12 protein-coding genes and 1 pseudogene are annotated in these 14224 nt (G+C 39.5%); 5 read left to right on the top strand and 8 right to left on the bottom strand.

What is annotated here, in order from left to right; genetic code table 11:
* Window positions 1–12 precede the first annotated feature (12 nt).
* Window positions 13–1188 (top strand): Pycsar system effector family protein, encoded by a 1176-nt coding sequence (locus tag BM291_RS06865; RefSeq protein WP_245786792.1) that lies wholly within the window; start codon window positions 13–15, stop codon window positions 1186–1188.
* 78 nt (window positions 1189–1266) lie between these two features.
* Here BM291_RS06865 and BM291_RS06860 read toward each other — a convergent pair whose 3' ends face one another.
* The 8 genes and pseudogenes from BM291_RS06860 to BM291_RS06830 form a co-directional block, all read right to left on the bottom strand.
* On the bottom strand, window positions 1267–1620 hold the full coding sequence (locus BM291_RS06860; protein WP_092895649.1) for a translation initiation factor: 354 nt from the start codon (window positions 1618–1620) through the stop codon (window positions 1267–1269).
* A gap of 55 nt (window positions 1621–1675) precedes the next feature.
* Window positions 1676–2527 (bottom strand): universal stress protein, encoded by an 852-nt coding sequence (locus tag BM291_RS06855; protein WP_092895647.1) that lies wholly within the window; start codon window positions 2525–2527, stop codon window positions 1676–1678.
* 61 nt (window positions 2528–2588) lie between these two features.
* Window positions 2589–3509, bottom strand: coding sequence for a 1,4-dihydroxy-2-naphthoate polyprenyltransferase (locus tag BM291_RS06850; RefSeq protein ID WP_092895645.1), 921 nt, complete (start codon window positions 3507–3509; stop codon window positions 2589–2591).
* 19 nt (window positions 3510–3528) lie between these two features.
* Window positions 3529–4137 carry a glutathione peroxidase gene (locus BM291_RS06845; protein ID WP_175499662.1) on the bottom strand — a complete coding sequence of 203 codons (609 nt, stop codon included), beginning with the start codon at window positions 4135–4137 and terminating at the stop codon, window positions 3529–3531.
* Window positions 4138–4239: 102 nt separating this feature from the next.
* Window positions 4240–6030 carry an arginine--tRNA ligase gene (gene argS / locus BM291_RS06840; RefSeq protein ID WP_092895643.1) on the bottom strand — a complete coding sequence of 597 codons (1791 nt, stop codon included), beginning with the start codon at window positions 6028–6030 and terminating at the stop codon, window positions 4240–4242.
* A 63-nt stretch (window positions 6031–6093) separates the two neighbouring features.
* The gene (locus BM291_RS22385) at window positions 6094–6204 is read right to left on the bottom strand and encodes a GxxExxY protein (protein WP_262481212.1); all 111 of its coding nucleotides are present in this window, start codon (window positions 6202–6204) and stop codon (window positions 6094–6096) included.
* Window positions 6205–6259: 55 nt separating this feature from the next.
* A pseudogene (locus BM291_RS22380) lies at window positions 6260–6487 on the bottom strand (GxxExxY protein); the annotation flags it as partial.
* A gap of 71 nt (window positions 6488–6558) precedes the next feature.
* The gene (locus BM291_RS06830) at window positions 6559–7509 is read right to left on the bottom strand and encodes an arginase (protein ID WP_092895641.1); all 951 of its coding nucleotides are present in this window, start codon (window positions 7507–7509) and stop codon (window positions 6559–6561) included.
* A gap of 326 nt (window positions 7510–7835) precedes the next feature.
* Between BM291_RS06830 and BM291_RS06825 the strand changes: the two genes are divergently transcribed.
* The 4 genes from BM291_RS06825 (at window position 7836) to BM291_RS06810 (ending at window position 14218) form a co-directional block, all read left to right on the top strand.
* A complete protein-coding gene (locus BM291_RS06825; protein ID WP_092895639.1) occupies window positions 7836–8984 on the top strand; it encodes a methionine aminotransferase in 1149 nt (382 codons plus the stop codon).
* 135 nt (window positions 8985–9119) lie between these two features.
* Window positions 9120–9542: a hypothetical protein gene (locus BM291_RS06820; RefSeq protein WP_092895637.1), complete on the top strand. Its 423-nt coding sequence runs from the start codon at window positions 9120–9122 to the stop codon at window positions 9540–9542.
* A 130-nt stretch (window positions 9543–9672) separates the two neighbouring features.
* Window positions 9673–11058, top strand: coding sequence for an arginine decarboxylase (locus BM291_RS06815; RefSeq protein ID WP_092895635.1), 1386 nt, complete (start codon window positions 9673–9675; stop codon window positions 11056–11058).
* A 397-nt stretch (window positions 11059–11455) separates the two neighbouring features.
* Window positions 11456–14218, top strand: a complete 2763-nt coding sequence (locus tag BM291_RS06810; RefSeq protein WP_092895633.1) for a carboxypeptidase-like regulatory domain-containing protein — start codon at window positions 11456–11458, stop codon at window positions 14216–14218.
* The last annotated feature ends 6 nt before the right edge of the window (window positions 14219–14224 follow it).

Raw genomic sequence — 14224 nt, 5'->3', positions numbered from 1 at the left:
GTGGATAAACAATTGGAAAAATTTGAATCCTGGATCCGGGAGATGTTTGAAAATCGGCAGAAATCCGAAGTTTGCTTTCATAACCTGGACCATACCTTACAGATTGTAGAGAAAGTCAAAGAGATAGGAGACTATTATAAGTTGAAGGAGGAGGAGCAAGAAGATTTGTTTTTTGCAGGTTGGATGCACGATGTCGGATATTGGGAAGGAACCCGTGAAGGGCATGAAATGCGTGGAGCTGAAATGGCGCAGGATTACTTACTCGAATTGGGGGTGAGCAATGAAAGAGTCGATAGAATAAAGTCTATTATTCTTGCAACACGCGTTCCTCAAAATCCTCAAAACCTGCTTGAAGAGATTATATGTGATTCAGATTTGTATCATTTGAGCTCAGATCGCTTTTTTGATCAAACGCTGCTCTTGAAAAAAGAAAATGAAAATTGCGGGAACGGGAAAATATCTCTTACTGATTGGTTAAAAGCCAGTAAGGTTTTTATGATGTCTCATCATTACCATACTGGATATGCAAAGGAGTTTTTGCAACCTGGAAAGGAAAAAAATTTGCAACTTATAGAAATGAAAATCAAAGAAACAGGTGAAGATTCAGGGTCTAGTTCAAAAGGAAAGAAAAAAAATAAGGACAAGAAGAAGTCTGAGCGGGGAGTAGAAACGATGTTCCGTGTCACTTCCACAAATCATCTGGAGCTTTCTTCCTTGGCAGACAATAAGGCCAACATCATGATCTCTGTGAATTCGATTATTATTTCGATCGTCGTCACGGTCTTGATTCGAAAACTAGAGGAATATCCAAACTATATGATTCCTACGTTTTTGCTGATTGTGACCTGTCTCACAGCGATGGTCTTCGCTATATTAGCTACACGTCCCAAAGTAACGAGAGGTGTAGTGACGAAGGAAGATATCACCAAAAAGCAGGGCAATCTGCTCTATTTTGGGAATTTCCATGAAATGTCACTTACCGAATACAAAGAAGGAATGCATGCTTTGATGGAGGATGGAAATTACCTTTACGACAGTATGATTACTGATATTTATCATCTAGGAAGAGTGCTATCAGAGAAGTATCGCCTGCTTCGCAAAAGTTATAACATCTTCATGGTTGGTTTTGTAGTCTCGGTGATATCGTTTTTGATCGCAACGATCTTCTTTGAACCTATTCAGTATTAATCTACAATAGTGCCTTTGGTTGACTATGAAAAGGTAAAAAAGGCATAGTGAATGTCCTTTGCCCTATTTTTATGTAACTCAACCTCCTGACTTTTTAGCCTTATATCCAGCAGCCTGTAGAACTTGAACTACTTTGTCGCGGTGATCACCTTGGATAAGAATTTCTCCATCCTTTGCTGATCCACCTACACCGCATTTATTCTTGAGCATTTTCCCCAACTCTTTCAGATCATCATCACTTCCTATAAAGCCTTCTATAAGGGTTACCTTCTTGCCAGCACGTGCTTTTTTATCCAGTAATACCTTTAGATTTTGCTGATTGGAGGCTAGGGTTTCGTCGCTCTCCTCACCCCCAGTTTGAAATTCGAAGTCATCACTGGTGGAATAGACCACACCATCTCGCTTTTTCCAATCGTTATTTTTCTTTGCCATAATCAAATGAAAATACCTACCCCGAAGAGTAGGTAAGGTTATTCTTATTAGTGAATTACTTAATCTTAAATGTCCAAACAGGACGCTTTGCATGATTGACCACATCTTCTGCGATACTTCCTGTAAACAGGTGAATCAGTCCAGATCTACCATGTGTTGCCATCGCTATCATATCTGCATCTATGTCTTCTGCAAATTCCACAATTCCAGCTTCCTCTGAATTTGAATTGTAAATCTCTGCAACTGCATGCTCAATGTTATACTTATTGGCAAATTTCTTAATTCTAGCAGCCGACTCACGTGTGGTTTCAAAACTACCAGGGGTATTAATGATAACTAGATAGAGATCAGCATCAAACCATTTTTGAAGTGATTTCAGACGACCTGCTAATTCATCCTGATCCTCACGGAAATCACTGGCAAATACAATCTTCTTAAATGCTTCAGGATTGGCAGCAGCTTTCACAGTCAATACTGGACAATGTGAAGAGCGTACCACCTTCTCAGTGTTACTTCCTATAAGAACCTCCTCCATGCCGCTGGATCCTTTCGAACCCATCACAACCAAGTCTGGATCTTCCTCTACAATAGCGGAGGATATGCTTTGAAACGCATTTCCCAAGACTATCTTGGTTTTAAATGCATAATTATTTCCCGCATGCTTTCTCTCTAGTTCTTTAAACTGAGCTTTGCGGCGATCCATGAGTTCAATGAAGAAGATTTGGTTTTCGTAGTCAGGAATCATTTCTCCGCCACCCATGGTGCCCATTCCAGCTGTGGAAGGAACTTCGATGACGTGCAAAACTGTAATCTCAACACTGTCAAATTTATTAGACAGGTTAGCAGATAAATCCAGAGCATTTTGAGCTTGCTCTGAGAAATCGAAAGGGACAAGTACTTTAGTCATATCAGCGCTGAATTGTTTGTACCAAATTACCCCAAATAAGAGGATAAGAAAAGGACTTTTGTCAGCTTTTTCCTAAAAAAACTAAACCTATTCCAAATAGGATAACCCATACTAAGGTACTGATCGCCATTTTCTTCAGGTTAGGATCTATAGCTTCAGAGTCCTTGCCTTTTTGAACATTAATTCCAATTCTTATCATCATCGGAAAAACAGCTAGAGCTAGGAGAGAGGTCCATTCGTTGGTGATAAAAGCAAAAATAAACAGGCAATAATTACCTCCCAATATCAAAAACCAATTGTAGACAATTGCCGCTTTTTTTCCGATTCTCACAGGTATGGATCGTTTGCCTGCAGTCTGATCTGACTCTATATCTCGAATATTGTTGATGTTCAGCACAGCCGCACTGAAAAGCCCTAGGGCAATCCCTATCCAAATGACCGAATCATCCCATGCCAAACTGTGAAGGAAATAGGTACCGTAAACTCCCATTAGCCCAAAGAAAACAAAGACAGAAATATCTCCAAAACCAGCATAACCATACGGGTTATTTCCTGAAGTATAAGAAATGGAAGCCCAGATAGCGGCTAACCCCATTCCTAGAAATATGCCAAACAGAACCCAGTCTTGAATAGCTAGAAATAGCAGAATCAAACCAGAAATAAAGGCCAATGCCCCAAACAGGTACATGGCTTTCTTCATTTCAGGTAAAGAAATCAAACCAGACTGAACTGCTCTCATTGGTCCTTGACGATCCTGATGATCAGCACCATGAATACTGTCCCCATAGTCATTGGACAGATTAGAAAGTATCTGAAGAAAGATCGTGGTAAGCGATGCAAGGAGCAAGATTTCCCAACGGAAAACTGACTTGTATGCTGCTAAAAATGACCCAGCAAAAATACTTGCCAGAGCTAAGGGTAAAGTACGAAGCCTAACTGAATGCAGCCAGGCTTCTTTTTTTGTTTGAATAGTTTGTTTCACTCAGCTGTAAAGGTTCTGATTAAGCGTTGATGATATCAATAATTTCTTGATCCAATGGTTCTACTTTAGAAGGGAAAAACTTGATCAGTTCACCTTTTTCATCCAACATGTATTTGCAAAAATTCCAGCTTGGTTCTTCGTTGTTCCACCCATTCATAGTTGCATCTGATAGCCATCTGTAAAGTGGGTGCTTGTCGAAACCTTTCACAGAAACTTTCTCAAACATCGGAAAAGTCACGCCATAATTCTCAGAACAAAAGGTTTGAATTTCCTCATTTGAGCCTGGCTCTTGTCCTCCGAAATTATTGGCCGGAAAACCTAAAATCACAAGTTTGTCACTGTTCTCTGAATATAACTTTTGCAAGGCTTCATACTGAGGCGTGTACCCACATTTGGAAGCTACATTCACTATTATGATCTTTTTGCCTTTGAAGGTACTGAAGTCAACTTCCTTTCCATTGAGGTCTTTCATTTTGAAATCAAAAAATGATTTTTCCATGGTGTTTTCAGATATAGATTCCGTTTTAACTACTCGGGAATGCGTTTTACTGATAGCATAAGCACTGACTAGCAAAAGGAGGCATCCAAGAAATACTAGATTTTTTATTCTTTTATTTTTAGAAGTCATATAGCCTAATCCGAACCTAATTGTCTCAGGCCGGCTTTAATTGTGAAAATTATATATAGGTACTAATCATACCAGGAATTGACACCAAAAGCATCTTAGATATTACATTCGTTCAGGTACAGCGATTCCTAATAGTTGCATTCCTTTCTTTAGGGTTTTGGCAGTATGAGACGAAATCGCTACTCGGAAAGCGAGAATTGTTGGGTCATTTTCCAGAAATATAGGAAGATCCGCATAGAATCTATTGTATTCCTTCGCCAAATCGAAAAGGTATTGTGCTAAAATAGCAGGGGAATAATCCAATCCAGCTTGGGAGATTCTTTTCTCAAAGTCATTGAGTAGATAAATCAAACTAGATTCTGATTCTTCAATATGAGCTAGAGTAGAGAAATCAGTATGCTTATAGTCAACTCCGATTTGATCTGCCTTACGTAAAATAGAAGCTATCCTTGCGTGAGAATATTGGATAAAAGGACCCGTGTTTCCTTGGAATTCTATGGATTCCTGAGGATTGAAAAGCATGCGTTTTTTAGGATCTACTTTCAATAGGAAGTATTTCAAAGCTCCCATTCCAAGAGTTTCGTAAAGCTCAGTTGCTTGCGCCTCATTGAAGCCATCGATTTTTCCCAACTCTTTCGTATGCTGAGCAGCGGTATCCACCATCTCTTGCATCAAGTCATCTGCATCTACTACAGTTCCCTCACGCGACTTCATTTTGCCTGTAGGCAAATCAACCATTCCATAAGAAAGATGAGACAAGCCATCTCCATAAGGTCTGCCTAGTTTTCGCATGATCTTAAACAAAACATCAAAGTGGTAATCTTGCTCATTTCCAACTACATATACTGACTTGCTGATCCCGAAATCATCGTACTTTAAATCAGCAGTCCCCATGTCTTGGGTGATGTAAACTGAGGTGCCATCCCCACGAAGAACTAGCTTTTCATCCAGCCCTTCAGCAGTCAAGTCCACCCAAACTGAGCCATTGTCTTTCTTGAAAAAGACTCCTTTTTCCAAGCCTTCAGCTACTATGTCTTTACCTAAGAGGTATGTGTCAGACTCATAATAATACTTGTCAAAGGTAACCCCCATACGCTCGTAGGTCTTTTCAAACCCAGCATAAACCCATGTGTTCATCAGCTTCCAAAGCGAAACTACCTCCTCGTCATTTGCTTCCCATTTGCGAAGCATATCCTGAGCCTCTAGGAAGAGGGGAGCGTTCTTTTTCGCTTCATCTTCAGATTGACCTTGATCCTTCAGTTCAGCAATTTGCTCTTTGTATTTCTGGTCAAATATCACGTAGTATTTACCTGCCAAATGATCTCCTTTCAGTCCAGAAGATTCAGGAGTTTCCTCATTGCCAAAATGCTGATAAGCCACCATGGACTTACAAATATGTATTCCGCGGTCGTTTACCAAATTAGCTTTGATGACCTCGTAGCCATTTGCTTCCAGTATATTTGCTACTGAGAAACCCAGAAAGTTATTTCTAAGGTGTCCTAAGTGCAATGGTTTGTTAGTATTCGGTGAAGAATATTCCACCATCACTTTCTGGCCGTTTGCAGGAAGTTGACCTACATTTTCGTTAGCAAAAAGCTTCTGGAAAACATCCACCCAAATCATGTTATTCAATTCCAGGTTCAGGAAACCTTTTACCACATTGAAGCCTGCTACTTCAGCCACATTATCCTTTAGGTATTCGCCGATCAGATTGGCGGTAGCTTCAGGAGTTGCTTTAGATACTTTGAGGTATGGAAAGACCACGAAGGTGTAAGTACCCTCAAATTCCTTTCGCGTGGGAGCGAGGCTAATCTGATCCAAAGGTAGATCGTGATTGAATATGTTCTGAAAGGCAAGCTGAATGCCTTGGTTGATTGTTTCTTGTATGTCCATATTAATTAACCACAGCGGGCACTGAGAGGAACACAGAGGCCGCTGTGAATTTATTAAGTGTAATTATTTAGTATTTATTACTCTTCTAATCCCAGGCTTTAATCTAGGAACATTGAAATTAATTAAGAGCCCTGATTTGAAATTTCCAAGTTTGAGGTAATTGAGTGTGTGCAAAATGAATATCTGTAGTTCTCTCTTCAGCTTTCAGCTCCAAAACTAGCTTTCTTTCCACTAAAATATCAATGCAGTAACCATTTTCTAACTCGACTCCATCCATAATCAGTGGCATACTCTTTTATACTTCGATGGAAAGACCTTCATTTTTGAGCTTGAATGCTAAACCTTGCTTATATGCATTCTCCAAAAGTCCAGGCCCTAATTGACTATGGACATCTATTGCTATACCAATCACTCTTGAGGCAAGTTCATTTTCGAGTATGAGATCTTTGTCAATCATAATTGTTTTTTTTCTCAGTTTTCTCTGCGCAAAACTCCGCGCTCTCTGCGAAACCTCTGTGATAAAATAACTTAAAAATTATCCACCAAGCTTTTAACAGTCGCTTCGAGGACTTCAAAAGCATTCTCCGCCATTAAGTTCTCTGAGTCGAGCGTTGGATTCACTTCTACGATTTCCCAACAACACACTCGCTTATCTTGAATGAGTTTGACGTTTAATTCTATCGCTTCCTGAACGGTCAAGCCATCAGGAACCGGAGTACCAGTTCCCACAGAAATGGAGCTATCCAAGCTGTCCACATCAAATGAAATGTAGATTTGATCGCAATCTTTCAGTGTTTCCAGAGCTTCAGAAGCGATTTGATCAATTCCTTTTGTACGAACCTCCTGAGTGCTGAAATTTTTGATACCGTAATTTTTGATCAAATGATCCTCCGGATCTTCTGTATCACGCACTGTGATAAATACAATATCACCTGGGAGAATTTTTGGGAAGTCACCACCAATGGTTTTTATCTTTTTCCATATCGCGATTGTATCCTCAGTTGGTTCATTTACCTGGCAATCTATATTGTCAAGTTGCGACACCATCGCCAAGGGCATTCCATGCATATTTCCCGAAGGAGTAGTATAAGGAGTATGCAAATCCGCATGAGCATCGATCCAAATAACGCCTAAACGCTTATCAGGATCTGCAGCTTTGATTCCCATGATAGTTCCAGCGGCTGTACTATGATCGCCAGCTAGCACAATTGGGAATTTCTTCTCCATTCGTAGTGATTCTATGGTAGTATAGACGTTTTTGAGTACCTGATAAACGCCATCTATGTACTTGGCGTGTGGGAAATTATTCCCTTTCCAGAGAAAACTGTTTGCGTCCTGAACGTTGATAGGATCAAACTGAGTGAAGAAATCTGACTTCTTGTCTAAGCTTGCAATCTTCAATGCATCAATGCCCATACTTGCTCCCCGGGTGCCTGCAGCTAACTCAGATCGTACTTCTACTAGTTTAATATCACGCATGTGGGATAGAGTTTAAAGTTATATTGGGTTGGGTAAAGCGAGGCAAAAGTAGTTAAAAATGCCTTTAAATGATCAATACTCAAAGTTCAATTGACTAGGATCAAAGTTCAATTTTCAAAATTGCTTCGACTTACTTTAACTCAATTAAAAAAAATCCCGCAGATATGCGCTGAAAAAACACGCGAATTAAGGCGGATGTTAGAGAACCAGCAAATCATTCATCTAGCTTATCAAATCCGCGAAAATCTGCGGGAAATGATAATTATTCCAGCCTCAATTCTAGTGCAGATATGAGATTCTTACCTCAAAATCTATAGTTTTGAACTATGCCTATTTCATCTAAACTTCCTCATGTAGGGACTACTATTTTCACAGTGATGTCCAAACTCGCATCTGATTGTGGGGCTATTAATCTCTCACAGGGATTTCCAGGGTTTGACTGCGACCCAGAATTGCTAGAATTGGTAAGTAAATACATGAAAGCTGGGTATAATCAATACGCTCCAATGAGTGGAATCCCCATATTAAGAGAACGAATTGCTGAAAAAACTAAGTTGGTTCATGGTGTTGACTTAGATTCAGAAAGTGAAATAACTGTTGTTTCTGGAGCTACGGAGGCTCTTTACGCAGCTGTTACAGCCGTTGTGAAGAAGGGTGATGAAGTTATTCTATTTGACCCTGCTTACGATTCTTATGCGCCAGCTGTAGAGTTGAATGGTGGTATTCCAGTATTCGTTCCACTTGAGATGCCTGACTTTTCTGTAAACTGGGAAAAAGTAAAGGCTGCCATTACGGATAAAACAAGATTGATTATGGTCAATACACCTCATAATCCTAGTGGCTATGTATGGACTCACAAAGATCTCGATACGCTAGCTGACTTGATTCAGGACAGGGATATATTGCTTGTAAGTGATGAAGTGTATGAGCATATCACTTTTGATGGACGAACACATCTATCGCTTTTGACTCATCCAATGTTGAGGGAAAGAACTTTTGTCTGTGGCTCTTTCGGTAAGACTTTTCATGTTACGGGTTGGAAGATTGGCTATTGTTTAGCACCACCCAAACTCACGGAGGAATTTAGGAAGATTCATCAATTTTTGACTTTTAGCACAGCCACACCTTTACAATATGCTTTGGCTGATTATTTAGCTGAGCCGTCACGGTATTTGACTCTTCCAGATTTTTATCAGAAAAAGAGAGATCTTTTTTGTGCTGGACTGAAGGCAACTCCTTTTGAATTCATTCCTGCTCAGGGGAGTTTCTTCCAAATGGTGTCGTACGCACATCTTTCTCAGGAATCAGATTATGATTTAGCAGTACGATTGACCAAGGAAATAGGAGTGGCGAGTATTCCTATTTCAGTATTTTTCTCAGATAAGAAAGATCATAAAATTCTTCGATTTTGCTTCGCAAAGAATGATTTGGATTTGAATAAGGCACTAGATCAACTTATTAATATTAATCTTTAAGTCTATCAGTCAAATACTTATGAGCCAAAACTGGTTTTTAAGTCTTATATTCCCTATAAATATTATAGGGAATATAGGTTTGTGAATAAAACTCTTCTACCTTTGATTCGTTATTACAACCTAAACCTCACAAATATGAGCGCATTACTTCAGACAAATCCTTCATCGACAGATCAGGTGATTAGTTTAGCCAATGGCTTCTCTAAAGTTTCAGTGAATCAGCAGGAAATCGTAAAGATTTTCAATCAAAAATCTGGCTTGGTGATGCAGGGAATGTGCAAGTTTGAGGAGAATTGTGAGGCACTTTACCCACTTTTCAGGGGATTGAGTGAAGCGGGGAAACCTAAAAGTTTGAATTTGAGATTTTCTTCGGCTGAAAAGACAGCCTATTTCTATTATCCAGTAGCCAATCAAAGAGAAGTATCTAGTTTCTTTTCAGAATTGATTTTACTTCTACAAAAAGAAGTAAAATTCAAAAAAGTACTTAAAGAGGTAATAACTAACCGAAACCATTTTAATTCAGAGCAATTCTTGCTTCAGAATGCCATGATGGATTGATTGATTAATTAAGAAATCAGTACGATTAACTAATATTGGGACAGTCCGAAGGGATTTGTCCCTTTTTTCATTTGAATTCAACTTAGAAAAAGCAATTTTTGCAGGGCTTTAACACCAATTACTCTTGCTAATGAATACTTATAAAGATCTGATTGAGCAAACATTTGATTTTCCTACCAAAGAATTTAAAGTAGAAAACAATGAATTGCACTTCAATGGAGTGAATATGATGGAGATCATAGAGACCTATGGTACTCCCCTTAAGCTTTCTTATTTGCCTAAAATCTCTGAGAGTATTCAGAACGCCAAGACGTATTTCAAGAATGCGATGGAGCAGCATGACTACAAGGGCAATTACACGTATTGCTATTGTACTAAGTCATCGCACTTCAACTTTGTACTGAATGAAGCGCTGAAAAATGATATTCATATTGAGACTTCATCGACTTTCGATATTCCTTTGGTGAGAAGCCTTTATGCTCAAGGAAAAATAACCAAAGACACGTTTATCATCTGCAACGGTTTCAAGCGAGAATTGTACAAACAATATATCTCAGAATTGCTTAATGACGGTTTTGTAAACTGTGTGCCAATTCTTGATAATCTGACGGAGATCGATTATTACTTGGAGCATGTGAAAGTGCCTTTCCAGGTTGGGATCAGAATTGCAGCGGATGAGGAGCCAAAGTTTGGTTTTTACACTTCTAGACTAGGTGTGAGATACAATGATATTATCTCGCTTTACGAAGATAAAATCAAGGATAATCCAAATGTAAGCTTGAAAATGCTGCATTTCTTTATCAACTCAGGCATCAGAGATACGGCCTATTACTGGTCTGAATTGACTCGATTTATACAGAAATATGTAGATCTGAAGAAGATTGCTCCATCGCTTGATACTATGGATATTGGTGGCGGTTGGCCTATCAAGACGAATGTGTTTTTCGACTATGACTACCAGTATATGGCTGAGCAAATCGTGAAAAACATCAAATGGATGTGCGGCAAAAACAATACGGACGAGCCTAATATTTTCACGGAATTTGGAAGCTATACAGTAGGAGAGAGTGGAGCGGTGCTTTATTCTGTGTTGGAAGAAAAGCTTCAGAATGACAAAGAACTTTGGTACATCATTGATGGGTCATTCATTACTCAACTTCCTGATAGCTGGGGATTAAATCAGAAGTATATCATGCTTGCGGTAAACAATTGGGATGAGGGATATCATAACATCAACCTAGGTGGATTGACTTGTGATAGCATGGATTACTACAATTCAGAAGCTCACCAGTTCAACATATACCTTCCGAAGCCTGAGAAGAAAGTTCAATACTTGGGCTTTTTCCATACTGGAGCTTATCAGGAATCACTTGGAGGATATGGAGGAATTCAGCATTGCTTGATTCCTGCTCCAAAACATGTGTTGATCGAGAAAGATGAAGATGGAAATATTAGCCATCGACTCTTTGCAGACGATCAGACAGAAGAGAGTATGCTAAAGACGCTCGGATACTAAAACTTGAAACCGCTCCTTAATCAGAGTGGTTTTTTTTTGATTTTTTTACCGCAAAGCCGCAGAGAAAAGCGCAAAGGAAGTTTCATGAATAGCTCCAGAGGAGCGATATTTTTGTAGCCTCAGGTTTTAACCTGGGGTTATAGAAATTTTTACCGTTTTGAGTTTTGGCCGAAATGCAGTAAATCGAGAATTTCTGGTTCGCCAAAACAAGAGGATTTCAACATAAGGGTTTTTGTATACTATGATCTGGTATAAGGATTTTTCGCCCCTGTTCGTGTCACGAATAGTATTCTAATACCTAAAATGAAACCAAAATTATTCATGCAAACCTAGGATACGCTTATTCATTTTTTTCACCAAAACTTCTATCTTAGTAAGCCAACCCAATTTCAACCTAATGAACTCATACGCAGCTAGATTACTGTACTTTTTGCTGGTGTTGATTTCAGTTGATTTTTCGCTAAATGCACAGACCATCTCAGGAACAGTAAAAAATGCTAAAACGGGTGAAGCCATGCCCTTCGCAAATGTCTTTGTCAATAACACCACCATAGGTAGCACCACGGATGTGAATGGGAAGTATTTGATTACCGGAAATCTTCCTAGAAACATAGAACTCGTGGCTTCCTTTGTAGGGTATAAAACTGAGACCAAATCATTTAGCCTTTCGGCTACCAATAAGGTGGATTTTAAGTTGGATCCTCTGGAGTCTATCTTGACTGAAGTAGAGTTGAAGACTCGTCGGGATAAGAAATGGGAGCGGGACTTGCGTCGTTTTAAAGATGTGTTTTTGGCAGTCCCCGATGATCCATTTGCTTCACAACTTGAGATAAAAAACCCTTGGGTTTTGGATTTTGAAACGGTAAAAGAGAGTGGGCCGAACTACGTTCATGCTACAGCACAGGAGCCTTTGCAGTTGGTAAACGATGCCTTGGGCTATGATGTAACTTACTATTTGAAGGATTATCGTTTTTATAATAACCGCTCCAGTTATGTTGGATTTGTGTTTTTTGATCCGAAAGACATAAGCGACTCTACGAAGTTGGCCATCACTAAAGCCAATCAGGAAACAAGCTATGTTGGCTCTATTCGTCACCTGCTAAAGGCAATTTTGCTCGCTAAATCAGCTAATGAAAATTTCGAGATCTTTCAGCTGTTGCCTTCAGATATGCTTCGAAAAAGAACCAATGTCTATATTGAAGAAATCGACAAATCCATCAAGCGAGTCAATCCAGATTCTATTCTCAGAATGCCGCTCAAAAACGGTAATTACAGAGTTTATTGGCCGAATGATACAGAAATTCACTTCAGAGGAAAACGTTGGAGAAACGATTATTACTCCGATGTCTATTATCCCGTCAGTTGGATTTCGGCTCCTCTTGGGTATTTCGACATTGATAGAAATGGGATTCCTGTAGTCCCTTCACAGGTGGTTTTGTCGGGTTACATGGGCAGGCAGCGGATGGGGCGATTTTTACCACATGACTATGTGCCTTCAGAAAGCTTTGAGAAATACCTCGCAGAAGTCGATATTAGTCAACTGGAATATCAGCGCTGGAATAATCTTCGGGAAAAACCTTATTTCAGCACCAATAAGCCCTATTACTATCCTGGGGAAACGGTTTGGCTAGGAGGGCAAATGCTCTATCAAAACAAGATAATGTCTGATACACTCAGCCGGGTACTCTATCTGGACTTGATGAATAAAGATTCTGAAATCATCCAAACTGATGCATTTCCGATAAAAGAAGGGAAAATATCTGGAGCTTTTATACTGCCAAAAGAGCTTAAGTCTGGGGACTATTTTCTGAGGTCTTATACGGAATGGATGCGTAATTTTCCGGAACAGGATATTTTTCTCCTGCCACTTCCAGTTTTGAAAAAAGAAGAAAATATCAAGGCGGTAGCTATTACAAATCCAGACCTGTTTGGAGATCTGACGATCAATTTGACCGACTCTGTATTTTTCAGTGATTCTTTCAAAGAAATGGAATTCAGCTTATCGTTTTTGGACGAAACGGAAGAGTTGACAGATGCGGGGTTTGTAGTATCGCTGACCGATGCTGATTTGGTATCCACCGTCTCAACTCAGAAGACACTGATAAATGCAATGGACTGGCTGGATGAAAAGCAGACTCCTGTAAACCTTACCCTAGGCGATCATCAAATAGAGTATGGGATTACAATTGATGGGCAGTTCACAAAATGGAATAAGCGGGATCCGATCATAAATCCCATCACAATTGTCAGGGATGATTTAGCTGACTATGGAATAGTGGAGACAGATTCCTCGGGCTACTTCCGAGCTACAGGATTGTATTTCACGGATACGGCGACGATTTCAATTGCCGCTATGGATTCAAAGCAAAGGCATTATGGATCGGTTATGGTAAATGAAAAGACCAAGCCTTTTTTCAAAGCTTCTTTTCCTAAAATCAATTATGAGACCTACCCAAGATCTAATGATGAATTGAGATTTGATATATCTGGAGACTATGTTTTGCTGGAGGAATTTGTGAAAGAAGATGAAAAGATAGAAACGATGGAAGATCGAAACTACGGTTACGGAACGCCTGATAGGGAGATTGGTGAGGATAAATTGGCGACGATTTCTCCAGAAGCTCTGGCAGGGTATTTAGGACTCAAAGGAGGAGGGAAGATCGGAAATTATAACTATGGTTTCAAAACCTCTAATCCCTTGGTGATAGTAGATGGTGCTCAATATCCCTTTTTAAATAATGAAACTTTTGGAGTACTAATGAGTTCCTTTATACCTGCTGAGTTGGAATCAATCAAGGTTTACACCTTCAATTCAACGACTTTTGGAATGGCAGGAATTGGCGGGGTGATTATGATTACTACCAAAAAGGGTAAACGTATTGATCCAACGAAAGAAACAGCTTTTGATCCAGCGGAATTTCAGCAATTCAAAATCCGTGGTTTTTCGCGAGATATACCTTTCTCAACCAAGATGGAAGATGATGAGCCAGTGGAGATGAAACCAACTCTGTTTTGGGACGCAAATGGGGAAAGTGATAAAGGACTTTACACTTTTAAAGTAAAAATCCCTCAAGTTCTCAAGCGTGTGAACCTGAGAGTTGAGGGATTGACTAAAGACGGTTTGGCCTTTGAAAAGACCTTTGAAATGACGGTGAAGTAGGAAGTG

The organism is Algoriphagus aquimarinus, assembly GCF_900112005.1.
Lineage (GTDB): Bacteria > Bacteroidota > Bacteroidia > Cytophagales > Cyclobacteriaceae > Algoriphagus > Algoriphagus aquimarinus.
Note: the sequence above shows the minus strand (reverse complement) of the source record. Positions and strands in the feature narration are given on the sequence as shown.